At 62.1% G+C, this 21594-nt stretch carries 22 protein-coding genes and 1 riboswitch; of the genes, 12 read left to right on the top strand and 10 right to left on the bottom strand.

Annotated features, from left to right (window positions below; genetic code table 11):
* Window positions 1–24: 24 nt before the first annotated feature.
* The 7 genes from P9220_RS25880 to P9220_RS25850 all read left to right on the top strand — a co-directional run bounded on the left by P9220_RS25880 (window position 25) and on the right by P9220_RS25850 (window position 7483).
* A complete protein-coding gene (locus P9220_RS25880) occupies window positions 25–822 on the top strand; it encodes a GolD/DthD family dehydrogenase (RefSeq protein ID WP_309768704.1) in 798 nt (265 codons plus the stop codon).
* A 43-nt stretch (window positions 823–865) separates the two neighbouring features.
* Window positions 866–1810, top strand: coding sequence for a D-ribose ABC transporter substrate-binding protein (locus tag P9220_RS25875; protein WP_309768703.1), 945 nt, complete (start codon window positions 866–868; stop codon window positions 1808–1810).
* Between the two features lie 67 nt (window positions 1811–1877).
* Window positions 1878–2519, top strand: a complete 642-nt coding sequence (locus P9220_RS25870; RefSeq protein ID WP_309768702.1) for a DUF2291 family protein — start codon at window positions 1878–1880, stop codon at window positions 2517–2519.
* Entirely contained in the window at window positions 2516–4063 is a 1548-nt protein-coding gene (locus P9220_RS25865) for a sugar ABC transporter ATP-binding protein (RefSeq protein ID WP_309768701.1), read from the top strand. The genes P9220_RS25870 and P9220_RS25865 overlap by 4 nt, the downstream gene beginning before the upstream one ends.
* Before the next feature lie 24 nt (window positions 4064–4087).
* Window positions 4088–5170 carry an ABC transporter permease gene (locus P9220_RS25860; protein ID WP_309768700.1) on the top strand — a complete coding sequence of 361 codons (1083 nt, stop codon included), beginning with the start codon at window positions 4088–4090 and terminating at the stop codon, window positions 5168–5170.
* Between the two features lie 25 nt (window positions 5171–5195).
* Window positions 5196–6665 carry an FGGY family carbohydrate kinase gene (locus P9220_RS25855; protein ID WP_309768699.1) on the top strand — a complete coding sequence of 490 codons (1470 nt, stop codon included), beginning with the start codon at window positions 5196–5198 and terminating at the stop codon, window positions 6663–6665.
* A gap of 23 nt (window positions 6666–6688) precedes the next feature.
* Window positions 6689–7483 (top strand): SDR family oxidoreductase, encoded by a 795-nt coding sequence (locus tag P9220_RS25850; RefSeq protein ID WP_309768697.1) that lies wholly within the window; start codon window positions 6689–6691, stop codon window positions 7481–7483.
* A gap of 265 nt (window positions 7484–7748) precedes the next feature.
* Here P9220_RS25850 and P9220_RS25845 read toward each other — a convergent pair whose 3' ends face one another.
* The 3 genes from P9220_RS25845 to P9220_RS25835 all read right to left on the bottom strand — a co-directional run bounded on the left by P9220_RS25845 (window position 7749) and on the right by P9220_RS25835 (window position 9448).
* The gene (locus P9220_RS25845; protein WP_309768696.1) at window positions 7749–8249 is read right to left on the bottom strand and encodes a 6,7-dimethyl-8-ribityllumazine synthase; all 501 of its coding nucleotides are present in this window, start codon (window positions 8247–8249) and stop codon (window positions 7749–7751) included.
* 92 nt (window positions 8250–8341) lie between these two features.
* Window positions 8342–8515, bottom strand: a riboswitch (FMN riboswitch).
* Window positions 8516–8605: 90 nt separating this feature from the next.
* Entirely contained in the window at window positions 8606–9109 is a 504-nt protein-coding gene (locus P9220_RS25840; protein WP_309768695.1) for a GNAT family N-acetyltransferase, read from the bottom strand.
* Window positions 9110–9217: 108 nt separating this feature from the next.
* Window positions 9218–9448 carry a hypothetical protein gene (locus P9220_RS25835; RefSeq protein WP_309768694.1) on the bottom strand — a complete coding sequence of 77 codons (231 nt, stop codon included), beginning with the start codon at window positions 9446–9448 and terminating at the stop codon, window positions 9218–9220.
* Window positions 9449–9831: 383 nt separating this feature from the next.
* Between P9220_RS25835 and P9220_RS25830 the strand changes: the two genes are divergently transcribed.
* Window positions 9832–10056, top strand: coding sequence for a hypothetical protein (locus tag P9220_RS25830; protein WP_309768693.1), 225 nt, complete (start codon window positions 9832–9834; stop codon window positions 10054–10056).
* 22 nt (window positions 10057–10078) lie between these two features.
* Here P9220_RS25830 and P9220_RS25825 read toward each other — a convergent pair whose 3' ends face one another.
* The 6 genes from P9220_RS25825 to P9220_RS25800 all read right to left on the bottom strand — a co-directional run bounded on the left by P9220_RS25825 (window position 10079) and on the right by P9220_RS25800 (window position 15144).
* Window positions 10079–11068, bottom strand: coding sequence for a sulfonate ABC transporter substrate-binding protein (locus P9220_RS25825; protein WP_404980233.1), 990 nt, complete (start codon window positions 11066–11068; stop codon window positions 10079–10081).
* 168 nt (window positions 11069–11236) lie between these two features.
* Window positions 11237–12433 (bottom strand): hypothetical protein, encoded by a 1197-nt coding sequence (locus P9220_RS25820; RefSeq protein ID WP_309768692.1) that lies wholly within the window; start codon window positions 12431–12433, stop codon window positions 11237–11239.
* A gap of 40 nt (window positions 12434–12473) precedes the next feature.
* Window positions 12474–13169 carry an FkbM family methyltransferase gene (locus P9220_RS25815; protein WP_309768691.1) on the bottom strand — a complete coding sequence of 232 codons (696 nt, stop codon included), beginning with the start codon at window positions 13167–13169 and terminating at the stop codon, window positions 12474–12476.
* Between the two features lie 484 nt (window positions 13170–13653).
* Window positions 13654–13830, bottom strand: a complete 177-nt coding sequence (locus tag P9220_RS25810; RefSeq protein ID WP_309768690.1) for a hypothetical protein — start codon at window positions 13828–13830, stop codon at window positions 13654–13656.
* The gene (locus P9220_RS25805) at window positions 13827–14660 is read right to left on the bottom strand and encodes a class I SAM-dependent methyltransferase (protein ID WP_309768689.1); all 834 of its coding nucleotides are present in this window, start codon (window positions 14658–14660) and stop codon (window positions 13827–13829) included. Before P9220_RS25805 ends, P9220_RS25810 begins: the two co-directional genes overlap by 4 nt.
* 133 nt (window positions 14661–14793) lie before the next feature.
* Window positions 14794–15144 carry a hypothetical protein gene (locus tag P9220_RS25800; protein WP_309768688.1) on the bottom strand — a complete coding sequence of 117 codons (351 nt, stop codon included), beginning with the start codon at window positions 15142–15144 and terminating at the stop codon, window positions 14794–14796.
* A 141-nt stretch (window positions 15145–15285) separates the two neighbouring features.
* Here P9220_RS25800 and P9220_RS25795 point away from each other — a divergent pair, with 141 nt between their 5' ends.
* The 4 genes from P9220_RS25795 to P9220_RS25780 all read left to right on the top strand — a co-directional run bounded on the left by P9220_RS25795 (window position 15286) and on the right by P9220_RS25780 (window position 20270).
* Window positions 15286–16359 carry an AraC family transcriptional regulator gene (locus tag P9220_RS25795; protein WP_309768687.1) on the top strand — a complete coding sequence of 358 codons (1074 nt, stop codon included), beginning with the start codon at window positions 15286–15288 and terminating at the stop codon, window positions 16357–16359.
* A 97-nt stretch (window positions 16360–16456) separates the two neighbouring features.
* Window positions 16457–17002 carry a 2Fe-2S iron-sulfur cluster-binding protein gene (locus P9220_RS25790; protein WP_309768686.1) on the top strand — a complete coding sequence of 182 codons (546 nt, stop codon included), beginning with the start codon at window positions 16457–16459 and terminating at the stop codon, window positions 17000–17002.
* Window positions 16999–18009 carry a xanthine dehydrogenase family protein subunit M gene (locus P9220_RS25785; RefSeq protein ID WP_309768685.1) on the top strand — a complete coding sequence of 337 codons (1011 nt, stop codon included), beginning with the start codon at window positions 16999–17001 and terminating at the stop codon, window positions 18007–18009. The genes P9220_RS25790 and P9220_RS25785 overlap by 4 nt, the downstream gene beginning before the upstream one ends.
* Entirely contained in the window at window positions 18006–20270 is a 2265-nt protein-coding gene (locus P9220_RS25780) for a xanthine dehydrogenase family protein molybdopterin-binding subunit (RefSeq protein WP_309768683.1), read from the top strand. The genes P9220_RS25785 and P9220_RS25780 overlap by 4 nt, the downstream gene beginning before the upstream one ends.
* Before the next feature lie 117 nt (window positions 20271–20387).
* On the opposite strand, the gene P9220_RS25775 is transcribed toward P9220_RS25780, so the two are convergent.
* Window positions 20388–21590 carry an acyl-CoA dehydrogenase family protein gene (locus P9220_RS25775; RefSeq protein WP_309768682.1) on the bottom strand — a complete coding sequence of 401 codons (1203 nt, stop codon included), beginning with the start codon at window positions 21588–21590 and terminating at the stop codon, window positions 20388–20390.
* Window positions 21591–21594 lie beyond the last annotated feature (4 nt).

Below are 21594 nucleotides of genomic sequence, written 5' to 3'. Positions count from 1 at the left end.
AAGACACAGGATCAGGAGACACAGATGGGCATTCAGTACGACATGTCGCTGCGCCACGGCGTCGATTTCGATTTTCGTCTGGACGGCAAGGTCGCGGTCGTGACGGGCGGTCTCGGCGGCATTGCGATGGCGACGAACGCCGCGCTGATCGCGAAGGGCGCGCGCGTCGCGATTCTCTATCCGGCCTTCGAAGAGCCGCGCGTGCAGGCCGCCATCGATGAACTCGGCGCGGATAACGCAAAAGCCTTCGCTTGCGATGTCGCCAATGAAGCCGATGTCGAGCGCGCCATCCAGGCCGCGCATACGCACTTCGGCGATCTGCATCTGCTCGTGAACGCGGCGGGCTGCATCACGCTGACGCCTGCGGAAGACATCGGCTACGACGAATGGCAGCGGCAGATCAACGTCAATCTCACCGGCCCGTTTCTGTGCTCGAAGCACTTTGCGCGCGTCGTGCTGGCGAGCGGGCATGGCGGCAAGATCGTCAACATCGCATCGCAGGCGGCGACCGTCGCGATCGATCAGCATTGCGCCTATACGTCAGCGAAGGCCGGGCTCATCGGCATGACGAAAGTGCTCGCGAAAGAATGGGCCGGGCGCGGCATCACCGTGAACACCGTATCGCCGACCGTCGTGCTCACGCCGATGGGCGCGGCCGCATGGGAAGGCGAGAAGGGCGAGAACATGAAGAAGCTGATTCCCGTCGGCCGCTTCGCCTATACCGATGAAATCGCCGCCGCGATTCTGTTCCTGCTCTCGAACGGCGCGGACATGATCACCGGCGCGGACATCATGATCGATGGCGGCTATACGATCGCCTGATGTGGCATTGCTCGAACAACACAAATCAACCGGAGACAACACCATGTGGAAGAAGCTAGCAGTCGCTGCGGCGGTGGCCGTTTCGTTCGCCGCCGCCGTGCCCGGCGTCGCCAATGCGGCGGGCAAGGGCACTATCGCGATTCTCGTGAACGCGCTCGACAATCCGTACTATGCAGCCGAAGCGAAGGGCGCGGAAAGCGAAGCGAAGAAGCTCGGCTACGACACCATCGTTCTTTCGCATGGCGAAGACGTCAACAAGCAGAACGAGCTCGTCAATCTGGTGATCGGCAAGGGCGTGAAGGGCATCATTCTCGATAACGCCGATTCGAACGCGAGCGTCGCCACGGTGCGTACCGCCGTCGACAAGAAAGTGCCGGTCGTGCTGATCAATCGCGAGATTCCGAAGGACGGTATCGCGCTTGCGCAGTTGAGCCATAACAACCTGCAAGCGGGAACGGAAGTGGCGCAACGCTTCGTCGAGACCATCGGCGAGCAGGGCGAATATGTCGAGCTCACCTGCAATCTCGCGGACAAGAACTGCGTGACGCGCTCGCAGGCGTTCCATCAGGTGCTCGATCAATACCCCGACCTGAAGATGGTCGCGCGTCAGGACGCGAAGGGTGCGCTTCTGCCCGGCAAGCAGGCAATGGATTCCATCCTGCAGGAGCATTCGAAGATCAAGGGCGTCATCAGCGGCAATGGTCCGGTTGCGCTCGGCGCGATTGCATCGCTCGAATCGGCGGGACGCAAGGATGTCGTCGTGATGGGCATCGACGGCAGCAACGACGAGCGCGATTCCATCCTCGCGGGCAAGCTCAAGGCAACGGTCATGCTGCAGGCGCAAGGCATTGCGATTCACGGCGTCGACCTGCTCGACAAGTACATCACGACCGGCAAGACCGGCGAGCAGGAGCGCCAGTTGTTCCGCGGCATTCTGATCACGAAGGACAACGCGTCGAAGGTCAAGGACTTCTACTACACGAAGTAACGCGTTGCGCCGTTCGGCGGGCGCGGTCATGGCCGCGCCCGTGCAAGGCTTGTCATGTGAGGTCGTCATGGTTCATCCAATCTACGCCACCCGGCGCGCGCTCACCGTGCTCTTCGTGCTCGGTGCGGCGGGTCTCGGCGCGTGCCACGTCGTCACCGATACCGAACTCGCGGCGATACGCAGCCAGGGTCAGCACAAGGGGCCGGACGCCGGCAAGATGCTGAGCGAGCAACTCATCCCTTATGCCGACAAGAATGCGAAGCCGGCTTCGCAAGTGATCGCCGCGCTCAACTCGAACTTCGACGATGCGTGCAAGCAGTACGGCTTCCGTCAGAGCACGGCGTTCCCGTGCAATTTCTGGCTGCGCGTGCAGGGCAAGGTGACGCGCATCGATGGTTCTTCGCGTGTCGGCAAGGCTTATGTCGACGTGGCTCCCGCATCGGGCGGCGAACCTGTGCACGTCGTGTTGCAGACCGGCCCGGTCGTGGTCGGCACCGGCGTGCGCGATGGCTTCCCCGGCGTCAAGTACAGCGACTTCGATGACCAGACGCGCTTCGCCGCGTTCGGCCAGGAGCTGAACAAGCTCGTCGTGAATCGCGTGCAGTCGATGAAGCTGAAGGTCGGCGAGACGGTGGACGTCGCCGCCGTCTACAGCACATGGACCGAGCCGACAGGCGAGATTCGCGCGATACCGGTGGCCTGGAAATGAACGAAACTCCGAGCGAACCGCGCACGATGAACACGTCGAACGTGATTGAAACGCGCGCACTGTCGAAGCAGTATCCCGGCACCGCCGCGCTCGTCGACGTGAACTACAAGGTGCGTCGCGGCAAGGTCAACGTGCTGATCGGCGAGAACGGCGCGGGCAAGTCCACGTTGATGAAACTGCTCGCAGGCGCGGAGACGGCGACGTCCGGCGAGATATGGGTCGATGGCAAGATCGCGCATATCACCGATGTACGCAGCGCGGAGCATCATGGCATCGGCATCATTTTTCAGGAGCTGAATCTCTTCCCCGACATGACGGTGGCGGAGAACATCTTCGCCGGCAACGAGCTGACGAGCTCGGGCATGATCCGCGCGAAGATGGAGAACCATCAGGCGAAAGTGCTGCTGGACCGCCTGCGCATTCCGATCAGTCCGCGCACGCGCCTCGGCGATCTCTACGTCGGCCAGCAGCAGCTGGTCGAGATCGCGAAGGCGCTGTCGAAGCACATCAAGGTGCTGATCATGGACGAGCCGACGTCCGCGCTGTCGAAGACCGAAGTCGAGATTCTCTTCAAGATCATCGGGCAGCTGAAGGAAGAAGGCGTGACGGTGATCTACATCTCGCATCGTCTCGAAGAGATCATGGCGATCGGCGATTGCATCACCGTTCTGCGCAACGGGCGTCTCGTCGCCGAAGACGATATCCCCAACATCGACATTCCGTGGATCATCGAGGCGATGGTCGGTTCGTCGAAAAAGCGCTTCGCATTCGAGCAGCACGCCATCGGCGATGAAGTGCTCAACGTGAAAGACCTCGCGCTCAAGCGTTCGAACGGCATCTACGCGGTCGATCACGTTTCGTTCTCCGTGAAGGCGGGCGAAGTCATCGGCATATACGGACTCATGGGCGCGGGCCGCACGGAGTTGCTCGAATCGCTGCTGGGCGCGCAGCCGCTCGCGCTCGGCGAGATCGAGCTGGCGGGCAAGGCGATCGAAGACCTGCCCATTCCGAAGCGCATCGAAGCCGGCATCGCGCTCGTGCCGGAAGACCGGCAGAAGCAGGGCATGGTGCAACTGATGACCATCCTCGAGAACATGACCTTGTCGAGCCTCGGCAAGTTCACGCGCCGCTTCGTCGGGTCGCTCGCGCGCGACAGGCAAGTGGAAGCCGCGAACGATATCGTCAAGCGGCTCGCGATCAAGGCGGCATCCGTCGATGCGCCCATCACGTCGCTCTCGGGCGGCAACATGCAGAAGGTGGTGATCGGCAAGGCGCTGCTCACGAAGCCGAAGGTGCTGCTGATGGACGAACCCACGCGCGGCATCGATGTCGGCGCGAAAGAGGACGTCTACAAGACGATCAGCCTGCTCGCGCAATCGGGCATCGCCGTGATCTATGCGACGTCCGAGCTCGACGAAGCAATGGCCGTCTCCAATCGCGTCTTCGTGATGGCGAGCGGCAAGCTCACCGCCGACATCAGGCGCGATGAATTCGACAGCGAGCGGATCGTGCGGGCATCGACGCCCGCGACCGCCGTGGTCTGAGAGAAGCAAACCGAGATCGATACCATGAACACTCCCAACAGTAGCAACCCGCCGGTGCATCCGGTGCATGCGAAGCATAGCCGGCATGGCGCGTATGTCGCGTCGCGGATCGCGGTCAACCTGCTCAAGCTGCGGATCTTCATCGCACTGTTTGCGATCATCATCGTGTTCTCGCTGGCCACGGAGAACTTTCTCTCGACGAGCAACATGCTCATCATGGCGAAGCACGTGACCGTCGTCGCGATTCTTTCCATCGGCATGACGCTCGTGATACTGACGGGGGGAATCGACTTGTCGGTGGGGTCGATCGTCGGCATAAGCGGGATGGCAGCGGGGTATCTGCTGCTCGAAGGCGTGAAGATCGGGCATCACATCGTGTTCTTCAGTCCGTTCGGCGTGACGATCATTGCGTGCGTGCTCGGCGCGCTCATCGGCGCGGTGAACGGCTATCTCATCACGATGCTGAACGTCGCACCGTTCATCGCGACGCTCGGCATGCTGTATGTCGTGCGCGGCGCGGCGCTGCTCGTCAACAACGGCAGCACGTTTGCGGACCTCGAAGGCAATCCGGCGCTCGGCAACACGGGCTTCGAATTCATCGGCAACGGCACGATACTCGGTCTCTCGATGCCCGTCTGGATCATGCTCGTGCTCGCGGTCGTGACCATCTTCATCGCGCGCAAGACGCCGCTCGGGCGCCGCATCTATGCAATCGGCGGCAACGAACAGGCCGCGCGTTTCTCGGGCATTCGCACGAATCGCGTGAAGCTCTTCGTCTATATGTTCTCCGGCTTCTGCGCGGCGCTCGTCGGCCTCGTCATCACGGCGCAGTTGCAGACGGCTCACCCGCTGACCGGACAGACCTACGAACTCAACGCAATCGCGGCGGTCGTGCTGGGCGGCACCGCGTTGATGGGCGGACGCGGCACCGTGTTCGGCTCGGTCGTCGGCGCGTGCGTGATCAGCATTCTCGGCGACGGCATGGTGATGTGCGGCATCAGCGACTTCTGGCAGATGGTCATCAAGGGACTCGTGATCATCTTCGCGGTGGTCATCGACCAGTTGCAGCAGCGCCTGCAGTCGCGCATGGTTTCGCTCACCGCGTGATGCGCGTCAATACGAGGGTCATCACATGAAAACCATTCTGGCGATCGATCAGGGCACGAGCGGCACGAAGGCATTGCTGTTCGATAGCGAAGGCCAGGTGCATGCGCGCGGCTTTGCGCCGGTGACGTGCACGCATCCCCGAACGGGCTTCGTCGAACAGGATGCCGATGCGCTCTACGAGTCGGTGTTGCGCGCGGTGGCCGAGTGTATCGGCAAGTTCGAAGGACCGCGCGACGAGATAGCAGGCGTGGGCATCTCGAATCAGCGCGAAACGGTCGTGCTGTGGAACGAGCAGGGCGAGCCGATCGTGCCGGCGGTGTCGTGGCAATGCCAGCGATCGCTCGGCATTTGCGAGCGCATGAAGGCGGACGGACTCGGACCGGTCATCGCGCAGAAGACAGGCTTGCTGATCGACCCGTATTTTTCAGGGTCGAAACTCGTCTGGCTCAATGAGAACGACGAGCGCGTGCGCCATGCGATCGCCGCAGGCGATGCGTACTTCGGCACGGTCGATAGCTGGCTGCTGTATCGGCTGACGAAGGGCCATGCCTACCGGACCGACTATACGAACGCGTCGCGCACGATGCTGTTCAATCTCGCAACGCTGCAATGGGACCGCGAACTGGTCGATAGCTTTGGCCTGCAAGGCTTGCGTCTGCCGGAGCCGATGCCGTCCGCGTCCGACTTCGGTGCGACCGACTTCGACGGCCTGCTCGAACGCGCGATACCGGTGCTATCGATGATCGGCGATTCACATGCGGCGGCCGTCGGCGAAGGATGCCTGCATCCGGGCGTGGCGAAAGCGACGATGGGCACCGGCTCGTCGATCATGATGAACGTCGGGGCGCATCCGCAGGAACCGGCGCATGGCCTCGTCTCGACACTGTGCTTCGCAAGCGACGAGCGCGTGGATTATGCGCTGGAAGGCATCGTGATCAGCGCGGGTTCGACGCCCGCGTTCCTCAAGGACAAGCTGCGTCTTTTCGATGATTTCGCCGAAGCGGAGCAGGCCTTCATCGACTACGACAACGGGGGCGTGTTCGTGCTGCCCGCGTTTTCCGGCATCGGCTGTCCGCACTGGAAGTATCCGGGCGGCGCGCAGATCGTCGGGCTCGATTTTTCGAAGTCGTGGCAGCACGTCGCGCGCGCGGCGTATGAATCCATCGTCTATCAGATCAAGGACGTCATCACCGTGATGGAGCAGGCGGCCAACGTGCGGCTGCGCGAACTGTATCTCGATGGCGGCCTGGTGCAGCGTCCGTTCCTGCTGCAGTACCTGTCGGATACGCTCGATCGCCCGGTCAGCACGCTCGCGCTGAGCGAGATATCGGCGGCGGGTGCGGCTGCGCTTGCGGCATGGAAGGGCGGATTGATCGCATCGCTCGAAACGTATCAAAGCAAGCGCGTGATTGCGCGGCGTGTGGAACCGGGCAGCGGCGTCGATGCGGCGGCTGCGAATCATGCGCAATGGCTGCGCTGGATCGAACGTCTGTAAATTCGTCTTCAGGAGAGGGCAACGTGGCTTACGAAGCAAAGCGGTTCGAGAACAAGGTGGCCGTCGTGACGGGCGGCAGTCGCGGCATCGGTCTGGCGATCGCGGAACGCTTCGCGCAGGAAGGCGCGAAGGTTTGCGTGACCGCGAACGAGAAGAGCGTGCACGATGCGGCCTCGCATCTGCGCGATGCGGGCTTCGATGCGCTCGCGGTCGAGATGGACGTGACCGACAAGAGCCAGGTCGTCGCGCTGTATGAAGAAGTCGCGGCCAAGCTCGGCGAAGTGGATGTGTCGGTGCAGAACGCGGGCGTCATCACGATTGCGAAGCTGCCCGATCTCACGGAAAGCGAGTGGGACAAGGTCATGGCCGTGAATACCAAAGGCGTGTTCCTGTGCTGTCAGGAAGCGGCGACGCGCATGTTGCGCGCTGGCAAGGGCGGCCGTTTGATCAACACGGCATCGGGACAGGCGCGGCAGGGTTTCGTCTACACGCCGCACTATGCGGCGAGCAAGTTCGGAGTGTTGGGAATCACGCAGAGTCTTGCAAAGGAGCTTGCGCCGACGGGCATCACCGTGAATGCGTTTTGTCCGGGCATCATCACGACGGACATGTGGTCATATAACGATGAGGCCTGGGGCAAGTTGCTCGGCGACTACAAGCCGGGTGAACTGATGGCGGAGTGGGTGGCTAACATTCCGATGAAGCGTGCGGGGAATGGAGGCGATGTCGCGGGGTTGGTGACGTTCCTTGCATCGGAGGACGCCGGATATATCACGGGGCAGACGGTGAACGTGGATGGTGGCATGTTCATGTCATGACAGACGAGCGTTCCGATGGCTTTGACGAGCCGAGGGGCTCGCTTGGGGCGCGGAAGGTCATTCAAGGCTGCTAAGTAATCCGAGTGCCACCGATGTTCTACGGAGTGAGCACATGAGTCAGTGCATCGTGCGGTTCGAGAATAGCTGCTTTCCTTGCATGGGACCAGAGTGATGGCGCTCAAGCGCCAACTCTGGTCGACAGCCGAGAAAGTCGCCCCGCCCCGGGGAGGGGCGAGCTAATAAACCGACGCGAATATACGAACCGTCAAGCAACCGGCAATGCGCTCAACTTGCCGACAGTATCGGCACAAGCATGCGCCGCCTCCCGCCCTTTCACGAGAAAGTGCTCGCGAAAGAACCCGACGTGCTCCTCACCGTGATGGAAGTGATGCGGCGTCAAAACCGCCGAAAACACCGGCGTTCCGGTGTCCAACTGCACCTGCATCAAGCCATTGATGACAGCCTGCGCGACGAACTCGTGCCGATAGATGCCGCCATCGACGACCAGCCCCGCCGCGACAATCCCCGCATACTGATCGCTCGACGCAAGCCGCTTCGCATGCAGCGGAATCTCGAATGCGCCGGCGACTTCGAAGAGATCGATATCGTCCCTCGTGTAGCCGTATTGCTGCATGGCTTCGAGAAAAGACGTCTTGCATTGATCGACGATATCGCGATGCCAGCAAGCCTGGACGAACGCAATGCGAGGACGGTTGGAACGGGTAGCGGATACCGCTTGTGATTCGATGATATTGGGTGCGTTCATGGACTTCAGCCTGTTTTGTGTGAACAGGGCGAAGGACAACCGCGCCCTTGCACGCTGAAAAGCGCGCACGTCGGGCGTGAAAATGCTGGCTGTCCTGTTCTCTTTCATCCGGACTATACCGTCGGCCCCGGAATCCAACCGGGTCTGCTGACCTCGTTCGATGCAACTTGCCTGCGCACCGATGAGCGCTCGCGGGCTACGTCGCGTGACTGAACATCACGACGATTACCGCCGGTGGGGAATCACACCCCGCCCCGAGAACGTGTCCTCCGTGGTGTCGAAGAACGAAGGTACGGTATCACGAAACATGCGGCGTTCGCATAAACACCGCTTCGTTATGCGGGTTTCCGGCGATTTCAGCATTGGTCCATTCGACGCTGCTCGGCCGGAACGATGATCGCCTTCTCGAAGCAGCGCGCATCGGGTTGATGAACGTAGATGCCGTACGGGCTCGTCGCCTGAAAGCCGTTGCGCTCATAGAACGCGATCGCCTTCCGGTTGACGGCCCGCGTTTCGAGCAGAAACTTGTGATAGCCGACCGCAGCCGCTTCGGCTTCGAGTTGCGCGAGGAGCGCGGTGCCTACGCCGCATGTGTCCGGACGGCTGTAGAGTCGCTTGACTTCGGCGACACCGTAATCGAAGCGACGGAATGCGCCGCAACCTAGCGCGATCCCTTGTTCGTTTCGCGCGACGAGGAACGCGCCTCGCGCGGAGCAGACGTCCTGCAGACAGAAGCGCGATTGGCCGCTATCGCCAGAGAAGACGGCGAGCATGGCGCTGAGTTCATCGAGAAGCGCCTGTGCGTCCTTCGACCACGGGTCTTCGCGTTGGACAAGGATGATGGTTCCTGATGGCGTCACGGCGTTCGCTCCCTATCTGCGGTGTTATGAGTAGCTCGACTGAAGTCGAGCAAACCGCAGACCAGCGGACACACGCGGCGTCGAACGTGCGTTCGTTATAAAGGCGGGCTACGCCGTGTACCTTTGCGAGGCGGGTGTCGGCAGCTGTTCGCCTTCGATAAACGCGGTGGCCGAATAGACGGCGAACTTGAACGCGCTCTCCTCGTTGGCGAACACGCCCAGATCGCCAAGCGATGTCAGGTGGCCATCTTCTTCGAGAATCGAGGCCTTGGCCATGAATGCAGTCCCCACGCGGGAGACGAAGGGCTCGAAGGCCGCGCCTCGGTGATAGATGATCATGTTGTCCCTCCCAATCGTTGGCGGCGCGGCCCATACCGGCGCAATCTGCAGGGTTCGTTAGGCCGCATTCTATGAATGGTCCGAAAGCCCGTGGGATGTCCGTATTCCGTGACTTGCGGACGCGGTGTGCAGGTTTCGAAGAGTCACTTATGCCCGCAACTAACTGTCCCTCGCAATAGCGCCTTCCGATCAGGCGCACGAAATACAGAAGAGACTCAGTAGAGAAGCTCTGGCTTGCAGAAATCACCGGTGCAACGGATCAATTAACGCTCAAGCTGATTTGCTTACGTCAAAGCATTCGTTTGCGGAGTGCGAGCCGGTCACTAGCATGGTGCTTCGAGGGCGATGTCGTCCGCGATCGTATTCATGCAAGGAAACGCCTCATGCGATACAAGGGATATGACGTTGCACCATCCGCGCACGCGCTGCCGAGCGGCTTGTACGCGGCCAACCTGATCATCGAGAACAGTACGTCGGCGCGCGGCGCATCCTTCACATTCGATGCGCTCGATTACTTCTTCGAGGCCGACCACGCAATCGCGTATGCAGCGCGCTGGGCGCGTCTATGGATCGACCAGCGCAGTCACTCCGCGCGCCGCGATTCGTGACGCGGCGCGCGCTGCACGGCGTTCACGCGAGGCCGGGCGGCGCGGCTCTCGCGACATCGACATGCTTGGGCAACAAGCCGAGGTCCAGGAACGTATCGGCAATCTGCTGTTGTTCGCCGATGATCTCTCTCGTGATCGCCTCCGTGCCGAACACCTGGCGGCTGACCGCAAGATCGACGACGAGCTTCGGCAGACCCCAAAGCCGCGCGAGTTCGCCCGAAAGCGCGTCGGGATTCTGCTTGCCCCATTGATCGACCGCCCTGATCTCCTCGATGACGACGCGAATCACATCGGGATTCTTCGCCACGTAGTTCTGCGACGAGAAGTAGTACGCGCGATTGCCGACGACGCCGCTCGCATCCGCAATGATGCGTGCATTCAGCGTCTTTTGCGCGGCGGCGAGGAACGGGTCCCAGATGACCCAAGCATCGATCGATCCGCGCTCGAAGGCGGCGCGCGCATCGGCAGGGGGCAGGAAGGCCAGCTCGATGTCCTTGTATTGCAGGCCGTGCTGGCGCAGCAGCTTGACGAGAAAGTAGTGCACGTTGCTGCCTTTGTTCAATGCCACGCGCTTGCCCTTCAAGTCCGCGACCGTCTGAACCGACGATTGGGCCGGAACGAGCACGGCCTCGGACTTGGGCCGCGTCGGCGTGGCCGCGACGTAGGTGAGCGGTGCGCCGGCAGCTTGCGCGAAGATCGGCGGTGCTTCGCCTACGTCGCCGAAGTCGATGGAGCCCACGTTGAGCGCCTCGAGTTGTACGGGGCCGGCGGAGAACTCAGTCCAGCTCACCGATACGCCAAGCGGGGCAAGCCGCTTTTCAAGCGTTCCGCGTCCTTTCAGCAGATTCAGATAGCCCTTCTGGTTCCCGACTCTCAGTACGCGCGACTGGCCTTGGCCGGCTTGCTGCGCGAAAGAAGCGGGAACGGCCGCGAACGTCGCGGCGGCCATCGCAGTGCGGGCGGAGAGAGATAAGAACGCGCGACGGTCGGTGGTTTTCTTGGCTTCTGACATGAGGAAATCGGCGCTTTGGCAATTGAAAGATTTCAGATGCTAAAGCGCCCGGACCTGCGGGCAAACGTAGGAATATGCATAACGCTATTGTGCGTGGCGTCATATGCATTTCGTTTGCGCCGCTTTGTCGCCCGTAGTGTCAGCGGACTCGGGTGCGATTGAGCAGGATCAGGGATACGTCCGCATCACCGCTTGCTCAGGCTCTAGCTGATCGGTGCTGGCCTCCCAGACCTCGCTGCGCTTCTGACTCACTTCCAGCGCCCTCAGCGCATTGTCCCAGCTGAAGCGCGCCGCATCCTTCAGCGCGGCGGCATGAAGGCTTTCCCAGGCTTCGCGAGTGCTGGCGCGTTCAATCTGTTCGATGAAATCGTCAGCCGTGTAGTAGATCGAACTATCATCGAGCGCCGCATCTCTTCGCCAGGCCGGCGTAAGCACAGGTACGCCGTAAGAGATGTACTCGAGATGCTTGGACGAGAAGCTATGCTGCCGCAGTTCGTCGTCACTGATGGTGACAAGACCGAACTGATAGTCCGCGATCACATCGATGGATGGCGCATATCCCTTGTAATTGATGCCGAGCGACGCGTCGGGCTCGGGGCCGCCATACACGTCGAGCTTCGGGTATAGCTTGCATAGCCGCGACAGCAGCGGGAGATTGACCCAATAGCCGCCGAGATAGCCCAGGAATATGATGCGCGGCTGCTCGCTATACCGGGCCAGCTTCGTTTTCTCATGCGTGCCGTAGGTGATCGGCAGAAAGTTGCTGCCGTCGTATTTCTTCTGCCGGACATAGTCGGCGTAGGTGTGCCAATGAAAAGAAAGATAATCGGCGGCGGTATAAGACGCCACTTCCACATCGCGCAGCTTCTCGTATCCGGCCGGCGTCAGTTCGCCGCCGAAGAGCATCTCTTCCGCGAAAGGGGATGGCAGGTCGAGGATCTGCACATCGGCGACACGCTTGCCGAGCGTCACCGTCTGATCCATGTTGCTTTCGCAAATGAGCAGATTGAAATGGCCTCTTGCGCGGAGCGTCTTCCCCAACACTTTGCCGCGCAACATCATGATGCGCCAGAGTAGACCCGATGTTGCGGACAGGCACGCGGAACCGCCCATCTTCACCGCGACAGCGAGCAACGCTTCGTGCAGATACAACTGGAGCTTCAAGGGATGCAAAGCAGGAAGAAGCCGACGCACGCCTGTCTTCGCAAGACGCGATAGCTTGCCGGAATCGAAGCGGAGCACGGAGGAGAAACCGTTACGCTTGAGGTAGGCTTCGAGCTCCTTCGGCTTGATGCCGTTAGCGAAAGCATCCTGCGAACAGATGATGACCGCGCGTTTTTCTTGTGTCATGGAAATATCCTTCATTCGCTATCGACGTGACGCAAACGAACTGCCATGAAGCGCGTCAGCCAGCCAGATCGGCCCGGATCATCACGCAATCCGTCTCGACCAGCCTCGGAAAGTGGCCGGCGTTGTTCGGTACGAACGCGCTGAGCAGAAAGCCGCATCGCTCGTATTCGGTCAATGCATCGCGGAAATCGACGGAGTCCGTATAAAGCTTGTTGATGGCGAGTTCGCTCTGAAGTCCGACGAAGCTGCGCATGACATCGGGCGATGCCTTGACTATCTTGACGTCGAACCCTTGCGTGTCCATCTTGAGGAATGGACGCTCGAAGCCATGTTCGTGTCTCAGCCGCCGATATACGGTTTCCAGGCGCTCGGTTCTGACCGTGACGACATGAGAAACGGAGTTCATCTCTTCAAATAGCGAGACTTCGTCGTGCCTCGGGGCGCTCAGCGAACTGAATTGACTCGACCGCATGACGTTGAACTGCGCCTCTCCTTCTGTTTCGGAGATCGCCAGTTCGACTACCTCCCACTTGTCGTCTCCCTTTGCATGCTCGCGCGCGATGGCCGCGTCCTCAGGATTGGGCTCGAAGGAGAAAATCAGGCCGCCGTAACCGACCTTACGGCGGAGCATCGTCGCATACTGCCCCTGGTTTGCGCCGATGTCGAACACGCAGTCCACATTCAGGTAGGCGAACAGCTTTTCGAGGTGAGTCGTCTCCCAATGCTGATAGAGATTTCTTCTGTCGATCAATGCCAGGTTCCTGACATACGAGAGCGCTCGCAAGGGATCGGATAAAGCCCGCTGAACAGCATCGGCATGCATGAAAACCGTACCTCGCGTTAGTAAGGACAACCGGATGACGCTGCATTACGCGGTAGCATAATCGCGATCGGGATTAACCGCATCAGAAATCATTCAGCTTGTCACTTCGAACGCTCGTTCGCACGCGTGTCATGCGCCACCGCTTTTCGAATAATCCCCCCGTCGGATTCGATTCATGAAACGACGCACTCTGCGCCGTTACCCGAAGATGTATGGAAATAAGGACTACCGCCGATAGACGCGAGAGATCGCTGTCGTGCCGAGCGGCGCGATGTGCCCCGACATGGCCGTGATTGGCGGGGACAGTCCGGCATCTGGTGGCCCGGATGGCGAATCACGATGCGCCCGCGCCGCGATTCGACACACAGCGGCTGACGAAGGTGCGGTCACGATCGTCAGCATACGGAAACGCTCAGACCGATACGCCCGCCGACTCCAGCACGAAACGCAGCCCGAAGAAGCATAACGACGAGCACAGCGGCAGCGCAAGCAGCGCGGAGCCGTAGCGAAGGCGAATCATGCAAGCCGACCACCACAGGTGCAGTGCATAGTCAGGGAATGCGGAAAACCCGCGTCTGATGGTGTTCACGATCGCTCCACGACAATTTCGAGGTATTCGCTCGGCAGCACGAGCGTGGCGTCGCCCGAGCGGTTACGGCTCTCGATCAGCATCGTCAGGTCGCGGATGAACGCCTCCTGCCGCTCGCCTTCGAGTGCGGCGAACGCCTTGTTCATCGGCCCGTAGTAAGTGCGGAAAACGTCCATGAAATGCGCGGGCGACCTGTAGCGGAACGTGAAGTCGCGGCTCGTCGTATGGATGCTGCGCGCACGGCCATCGAAGAGTTCTTCCAGCCGCGCCCGCGTGCCCCATAGCGCCGGCGATTTCATTCCCGGGGCTGGCGGAATGTACTGGCCGATCGTCTTGAAGACCTGACCGATGAAACTCTCCGGTGTCCAGTTCGCGAGGCCGATCTTGCCGCCCGGCTTGCACACGCGCGCAAGTTCGTGGGCCGCGCGCTGCTGATCCGGCGTGAACATGACGCCGAAGGTCGACATCACCACATCGAACGATGCATCCGCGAAGGGCAGCGCTTCCGCGTCCGCTTCCTGGAACTGCACGCTGAGACCTTCGGCAGCGGCGCGTGCGCGGCCGGCTTCGAGCAACGAGGGCACGTAGTCGGTCGAGGTCACATCGCACCAGCGTCGCGCGGCGGCGAGCGTCGCGTTGCCGTTGCCCGCTGCGACATCGAGCACGCGGCTGCCGGCGCGCACGTCGAGCGCTTCGCAAAGGCTTTCTCCAACGATCTGTAGCGTCGTGCCCACGACGGCATAGTTGCCCGTCGACCAGGCGGCTTGCTGGCGGACCTTGACGGCGGCGAGATCGATGGCGGGCGAGAGAGCGGATTCGACAGCGGACATAACAGGCTCCTGATAGGCGGACAGTACGCGAACGGCATGAATGCGCGATGCATCCGTGTTGCACGTTCGATCGGCGCCGCGACACTGCGATACGAATGGGCCCGCGCGGCAATCGGGCACATCGCAATCGAAACTATGAATCGCGGTACGCGATGCGCATATCGTCCATGAGACGTGCGGCTTCCTCGCATCGCGCGTCGCCGAGGATGGACGCATGAACGTCGACGAGACCGAGCCTCGGATGCTCGGTGAACAGATAGCCGCCGCACGACCTGCACCAGTGACGCGAGTCGCGCGGACTCGTTCTGTAAGCGCCGATGTCATCGATGCCGCGCGTGACGTGCAACGCGTTACGCGTCCAGAGCACGAATGCGTCGAGGGGCACGATACGTCCTTGATAGCCGACGCCCGCGGGTTCGCCGTTCAGCGTGAAGCGCACGCCGCCGCAGATGCATCGAGCGCGATAGACGTCGGGATGATTCACATCGGCCTCCGGTGGTGGCGTGCTTCAGAGTTCGTTGTTGCGGGTTCGTGTGAGTGCTAGTATCGGCACGCAAGCCGAATCAATGAATGACTGCGCGTCCAGAAGTTTTGTGAAGGACGCCAGATTTGACGAGCGAGCATCATGGATGCGCTATCGAACGTTCTTCGTCTCGTGCGGCTCAGCGGGGCGGTTTATCTAAACGGCGACTTCACAGCGCCGTGGTGCGTGGTCGGCCAGGCTTCACAGGAATTGAGCGCGACGTTCCTGCCTCGCGCCGAGCGCATCGTCTCGTATCACCTCGTCACGGAAGGAACCTGCTGGGCTTCTCTCGTCGATGATCCCTCATCCGCAATCCGCGTCGATGCCGGCGAATTGCTCGTCGTGCCGCAAGGTGAGCCGCATCTGATGGGCAGTTCGCTTTCGATCACGCCTGCGCGTTCGGAAGAGATGATGGCGCACTATCTCAAGACCACGCCCGGCGAAGTGATGAAGCTGACGTATGGCGGCGGCGGCGAGCCGCGCACGCGGGTGATATGCGGCTTTCTTGCGAGTGACGACACGTTGACGAACCCGGTGTTATCGGTCTTGCCGCGTCTGTTCAAGGTAGATATGCGAAATGATCCGCGCTCGGCGTGGCTGGAATCGTCGTTGAGCCTGGCGACGGTCGAGGCGGCCGAATGGCGCGTGGGCAGTGCGATCGTGCTTGCGCGTCTGTCGGAGTTGCTGTTCGTCGAGGCGGTGCGGCGTTGCATCGATGCGTTGCCGGCGGATCGCAAGGGCTGGCTCGCGGGCGTCGGCGATCGCTTCGTGGGCCGTGCGCTTGCGATGCTGCACGCCCGGCCGGAGCATGGCTGGACCGTCGATGAGCTGGCGCGCAAGGCGGGCCTGTCGCGGTCGGCGCTCGCTCAGCGGTTCACGCAATTGCTCGGGCAACCGCCGATGCAGTATCTTGCGCGCTGGCGGTTGCAGATTGCAGCGCAGGAATTGCGTAACGGCACGCGGTCGATCGCCGGGATTGCCGAGCATGTGGGCTATGAGTCCGAGGCCGCGTTCAATCGCGCGTTCAAGCGGGAGTTCGGGATGCCGCCGGCGGGGTGGCGGCGGAATTCGAAAGCGTTGAGCGAAGGTCCGGTTGCGTCGGACGGCGCCGCGGTCGAGCTTTCTCTGCCACAGACGTTGCGCCAGCGATCGTCTGACGAAGTTGTTCGGGGCTAGACTCTATTTCCCTCGTCCTGGGCGGGGCGCCTGCAAGCCGGCACGAACAATCCGGCACGCGGCGTGCTAAGCAAAAGACTCCCAAAGAGAGCCTCCCATGACCACCGCCCCCACCGCGCCGGCGCTCGACACGACAGCGCCAGAACCGCAGCACGTCCGCTGCACCCTGACGATCAACACCCAAGAACGAGTATTCGACATTGAACCCTGGACGACATTGCTCGACCTGCTGCGCGAGCATTGCCAGTTGACGGGAACGAAGAAAGGCTGCGATCACGGCCAATGCGGCGCGTGCACCGCGCTGGTCGACGGCCAGCGCATCAACACGTGCCTCGCGCTGGCCGCGTCCTACGATGGCTCGTCGATCACGACGATTGAAGGCCTCGCAAGCGCCGACGAGCTGCACCCCATGCAGCAGGCATTCATCGACCACGACGCCTTCCAGTGCGGCTACTGCACGCCAGGCCAGATATGCTCGGCCGTCGGCATGCTCGCCGAAGGCCACGCACACGACGTCGCCGACATTCGCGAGGCGATGAGCGGCAACGTATGCCGCTGCGGCGCCTATCCCAACATCGTGCAAGCAATCGTCGAAGTCTCGCGTTCGCGTGATCGTTCGCATGAAAAGAAGGACCGGTCATGAACCGATTCTCCTACACACGCGCGGATGACATTGCTTCCGCGCTGAACGCCCACAACGCACCGGCCGCCGCCTTCCTCGCCGGCGGTACGAATCTCGTCGACCTCATCAAGGAAGGCGTTGCGCGCCCGGATAGACTAGTCGATATCCGCCGTCTGCCGATGAAAGCCATCGAAGCAGCCGATAACGGCGGCATGCGTATCGGCGCGCTCGCCACGAACAGCGCCGTGGCCTACGACGAACGCATCCAGTCGCGCTACCCGTTGCTCTCGAAGGCGCTTCTCGCCGGCGCGTCCGCGCAGATTCGCAATGTCGCGACCGTCGGCGGAAACATGCTTCAACGCACGCGCTGTCATTATTTCTATGACACCGCGACGCCCTGCAACAAGCGCGAGCCGGGCGCCGGCTGCGGCGCGATGAACGGCGTCAATCGCATTCACGCGATCCTCGGCGCGAGCGAACACTGCATCGCCGTGCATCCGTCCGATATGTGCGTCGCGCTCGCGGCACTGGATGCTTCCGTCCTCGTGACGAGCGATAGCGGCGATCGCACGATTGCATTCGACGAATTTCACCGGCTGCCCGGCGATACGCCGCAGAAAGACACGAACCTCCGCGACGATGAAATGATCCTCGCCGTTGACTTGCCCGCCGAAGGATTCGCCGATCATCACGCTTACGTGAAAGTGCGCGACAGGGCATCGTATGCGTTCGCGCTCGTTGCCGTGGCGCTTGGCCTCAAGCTCGATGGCGACCGCATCGACGATGTGCGATGCGCGCTCGGCGGCGTCGCGCATAAGCCGTGGCGTAACCGCGATGCCGAAGCCGCCCTGCGCGGCAAGACGCTTACGCGTGCGGCGGTGCGTGACTTTGCGAGCGCGATGGTAAGCGACGCACGCGGCCGGCCCTGCAACGCATTCAAGATCGAACTGACGACGCGCGCGATCGTGCGCGCCTTCGAACACGCATCGGGAAACAAGCTGGCCGCAAGCGAGGACGATCCGACATGAACTCCACGACCGCACTGGAACGCATCGCGGCGCAGGCCGCGCAATCGAGCGGCAAGCCGGTCAATCGCGTCGACGGCAGAAAGAAGGTGATGGGCGAAGCTCGCTATGCAGGCGAGTTTTTCGCGGATGGCATGACCTATGGCTTCGCGCTACCGAGCCGCATCGCGACCGGACGCATCGTATCGATCGAGGCTGCACGCGCGCTCGAACTGCCCGGCGTGCTCATGGTGCTCACTCACGAGAACCGCCCGAACATGCCGCTTCACGACGATGCCTACAAGGACCAGTCCGCTCCCGGCGGCATGCCGTTTCGTCCGCTGTGGGACGATCGCATCTGGTATAGCGGGCAGCCTGTTGCGCTCGTCATCGCAGAGAGCCATGAGCTCGCGCGTCATGCTGCATCGCTCATCGACGTGACTTACGAACGCACCGATCACCGCACGGATTTCCGCGAGGCCGAGGCGGATGCCTATCCGCCGTCGACAGAAAAGGGCGGGTTCGAGCCGCCGCCCGCGCCACGCGGCGATGCGGACGCTGCGCTCATGGCCGCGCCGGTCAGCATCGATCAACGTTACTCGACGCCCGCCGAATATCACAACCCGATCGAATTGCACGGCTGCACGGTGATTCCGGAGCCGTCGGGCAAGTTCACGGTCTACGAAAAGACGCAGGGCGTGCTCAACACGAAGCAGTATCTGATGAAAGTGTTCGGCTTTGCCGACGACGAGCTCGAAGTGATCTCGCCGTTCGTCGGCGGTGCGTTCGGTTCGGGGCTGCGTCCGCAGTATCACCTGCCGCTCGCGGTGATGGCCGCGCGCGATCTCAAGCGCCCCGTGCGCGTCGTGCTGACGCGCCAGCAGATGTTCACGTTCGCGCATCGGCCGATGAGCCTGCAACGCGTCGCGCTGGCGGCAAACAAGGACGGCAAGCTGCAGGCGGTGATCCACGAGGCGGTATCGGAGACATCGCAATACGAGGACTATTGCGACGTGATGGTGAACTGGGCCGGTCAGCTCTATGCATGCGATAACGTCAGGCTCGATTACAAGGTCAGCAAGCTCGATGTGCCGACGCCCGCCGACATGCGAGCGCCGGGCGCGGCTCAAGCCCTGTTTCCGCTCGAAATGGCGATGGACGAACTGGCGGAATCGCTCGCTATCGACCCATTGAAGCTGCGCCTCATCAACTACGCCGAACGCGATGGCAACAAGAATCTGCCGTTCTCGAGCAAGGCGCTGCGCGAATGTTTCGAAGAAGGGGCCGCACGATTCGGCTGGGAGAATCGTCCGCTTGCACCGCGTTCCATGCGTGAGGATAACGAACTAATAGGATGGGGCGTTGCGACCGGCATATGGGACGCGATGCAGAACGAGGCATCCGCGCGTGCGGAGATAACGGCGGATGGCCGCGTGATCGTCGGCAGCGCGACGGCCGATATCGGCACCGGCACGTACACGGCGATGAGCCAGCTCGCTGCCGATGCGGTCGGCGTGCCGCTCGAGGCAGTCGACTTTCGCCTGGGCGATAGCCGTCTGTCGAAAGCGCCGCTGGAAGGCGGGTCGTGGACGGTATCGTCGGTGGGCAGCGCGGTGCATGCCGCCGGCGTGCGCCTGTGCGGCAAGGTCGTCGCGCTCGCACGCGAACACGGCGGTGCGGCATTCGCCAGCGCGCTTCCCGAAGCGGTGCGGATAGACGGCGATCATGTGGCGTGCGGCGATGGCGCTGAAGAACGTCTCCCGTTAGGGGAGCTGATGAAACGCGCTGGGCTGGACACCATCGATGCTCAGGTGACAGTGACGCCTCACGACAAGCAGCAGTCGTACTCGATGGGCACGCATTCGGCGGTCTTTGTCGAGGCGCGTGTCGACGAAGCGCTCGGCGCGGTGCGCGTGACCCGCGTCGTGAGCGCCGTGGCGGCGGGGCGCATCGTCAATCCGAAGACGGCGGCGAGCCAGGTGTCGGGCGGCGTCGTGTGGGGCATCAGCATGGCGCTGCACGAGAATGGCCAGTTCGATCACGAGCTCGGCCGGCAGATGAACCACAACCTGTCCGAGTATCACGTGCCGGTGAATGCGGACGTGCACGACATCGACGTGATATTCGTGGACGAGCACGACGATATCGTGAATCCGCTCGGCGCGAAGGGCGTCGGGGAAATCGGGGTGGTAGGCGTGGCGGCCGCAGTTGCGAACGCGATCTGGCATGCGACCGGCAAGCGCGTGCGGGACCTGCCAATCACGCTCGACAAGCTGTTTGCATGACGATGCGAACGGCCGTCCGATGCAGTCGCGGACGGCCGTTCTGAAGCAGCGCGCACAGCGGACGGCATAGCAACGCAAGCCGTCTCGCCCGAAGCCGGCATCTAAGCGAAAGGCCGATCACGCCTTGCCCAGCACCCCGAGCCAGGCTTGCCCGATGACTTCGTGCGCCGCATCCGCATTCGGCGGATGAAACGCGCCGGCGCGCACATCGCGATAAAGCCGCTCCAGCTCGTTGTTTCGCGACAGCGACGCTGCGCCCGCGATCTTCAGCGCGAGATTGACCACGCGCAACGCGCCATCCACCGCATGCTGCTTCGCCGCGAGCAAGTGCGCGATCCACGGATCGTCATCGGCATAGCCGTTCCACCATTGGTCCGCCGCACGCTCGACCAGCGCCTGAATGCTCGCGAGCTCGATCGCCGCCTGCGCGACGGCATGCTGCGTCAGCGGCTTGTATGCGAAGGTCTTGCCCCCAATAGCGGGCGAACTTCGCTGCTTCGCCGATTCGACGGCCACATCGAACGCGCGTCTGGCGATGCCGTAATACACCGCGCCCAGGCCGGGCAGCACCGCGCCGAGAATACCGTCGACGAACGGATCGTCAGGAATGCCAAGCGGAAGCACGCGGATGACCTTGTCGCGCGGCGCGATTGCGCCTTCGAGGAAGGTGTCGTCGCTGCGTGTGGCGCGCAGGCCGAGCGCATCCCATGTCTGCACCGTGCGATGCCCCGCTGCATCGCGCCGAATGAACGCATGCACGATCTTCGGCGCATGCGGGTCCGTTTCGTCGATGCCATGCACGCCGAGCCAGTCCCATGCGGGCGAAAGCGACGTGAATATCTTGCGGCCATCGAAGCGATAGCCGCCGTCCGGCAGCGGCGTCGCCTTCACCGATGACCATGCGAGCCCGAGATCGTTGCCCGGTTCGCCGTGACCTGCCGCGAAGACCTTGCCCGCGCCGGCTTCTTCGAGGATCCATTGTGCGGAGGTATCGCCACGGCGATAAAGATGCAGCGCCGCGCCGACCCAACAGAGATGCATGTTCAGCGCAAGCGCGGTCGATGGCGCACGCGCCGCGAGTCGCGCCTGTTCGCGAAGCAGTTGCGGGAGCGTGAGTCCGAGGCCGCCGAATTCGAGCGGCACGCTCGCACGCAGGAAGTTGGCTTCGTGAAGGTCGCGCAGGTCTTCGGAAAAGAAGTGGTTGTCGCGGTCATAGCTCGCGGCGCGCTTGCCGATTGCGTCGAGCAGTTCGTCCGAAAGCAGATGCGATGCGCCGCTTGCAGATGACGGCGTGATCGCCGGTTCGAGCACTGCGCTCATCGAG

The sequence above is a fragment of the Caballeronia sp. LZ016 genome (assembly GCF_031450805.1).
In the GTDB taxonomy this organism is placed as follows: domain Bacteria; phylum Pseudomonadota; class Gammaproteobacteria; order Burkholderiales; family Burkholderiaceae; genus Caballeronia.
The sequence above is the reverse complement of the archived record's forward strand: the minus strand, read 5'-3'. Positions and strand labels throughout refer to the sequence as shown.

Bases quoted from the DNA above. Each gene is read 5' to 3' on its own strand.
- P9220_RS25805 (WP_309768689.1), bottom strand. From the start codon at position 14,660: ATGTCCGCTGTCGAATCCGCTCTCTCGCCCGCCATCGATCTCGCCGCC.
- P9220_RS25870 (WP_309768702.1), top strand. From the start codon at position 1,878: ATGGTTCATCCAATCTACGCCACCCGGCGCGCGCTCACCGTGCTCTTC.
- P9220_RS25880 (WP_309768704.1), top strand. From the start codon at position 25: ATGGGCATTCAGTACGACATGTCGCTGCGCCACGGCGTCGATTTCGAT.
- P9220_RS25775 (WP_309768682.1), bottom strand. From the start codon at position 21,590: ATGAGCGCAGTGCTCGAACCGGCGATCACGCCGTCATCTGCAAGCGGC.
- P9220_RS25835 (WP_309768694.1), bottom strand. From the start codon at position 9,448: ATGATCATCTATCACCGAGGCGCGGCCTTCGAGCCCTTCGTCTCCCGC.
- P9220_RS25820 (WP_309768692.1), bottom strand. From the start codon at position 12,433: ATGAAGGATATTTCCATGACACAAGAAAAACGCGCGGTCATCATCTGT.
- P9220_RS25830 (WP_309768693.1), top strand. From the start codon at position 9,832: ATGCGATACAAGGGATATGACGTTGCACCATCCGCGCACGCGCTGCCG.
- P9220_RS25795 (WP_309768687.1), top strand. From the start codon at position 15,286: ATGGATGCGCTATCGAACGTTCTTCGTCTCGTGCGGCTCAGCGGGGCG.
- P9220_RS25780 (WP_309768683.1), top strand. From the start codon at position 18,006: ATGAACTCCACGACCGCACTGGAACGCATCGCGGCGCAGGCCGCGCAA.
- P9220_RS25845 (WP_309768696.1), bottom strand. From the start codon at position 8,249: ATGAACGCACCCAATATCATCGAATCACAAGCGGTATCCGCTACCCGT.
- P9220_RS25790 (WP_309768686.1), top strand. From the start codon at position 16,457: ATGACCACCGCCCCCACCGCGCCGGCGCTCGACACGACAGCGCCAGAA.
- P9220_RS25855 (WP_309768699.1), top strand. From the start codon at position 5,196: ATGAAAACCATTCTGGCGATCGATCAGGGCACGAGCGGCACGAAGGCA.
- P9220_RS25860 (WP_309768700.1), top strand. From the start codon at position 4,088: ATGAACACTCCCAACAGTAGCAACCCGCCGGTGCATCCGGTGCATGCG.
- P9220_RS25865 (WP_309768701.1), top strand. From the start codon at position 2,516: ATGAACGAAACTCCGAGCGAACCGCGCACGATGAACACGTCGAACGTG.
- P9220_RS25875 (WP_309768703.1), top strand. From the start codon at position 866: ATGTGGAAGAAGCTAGCAGTCGCTGCGGCGGTGGCCGTTTCGTTCGCC.
- P9220_RS25785 (WP_309768685.1), top strand. From the start codon at position 16,999: ATGAACCGATTCTCCTACACACGCGCGGATGACATTGCTTCCGCGCTG.
- P9220_RS25825 (WP_404980233.1), bottom strand. From the start codon at position 11,068: ATGTCAGAAGCCAAGAAAACCACCGACCGTCGCGCGTTCTTATCTCTC.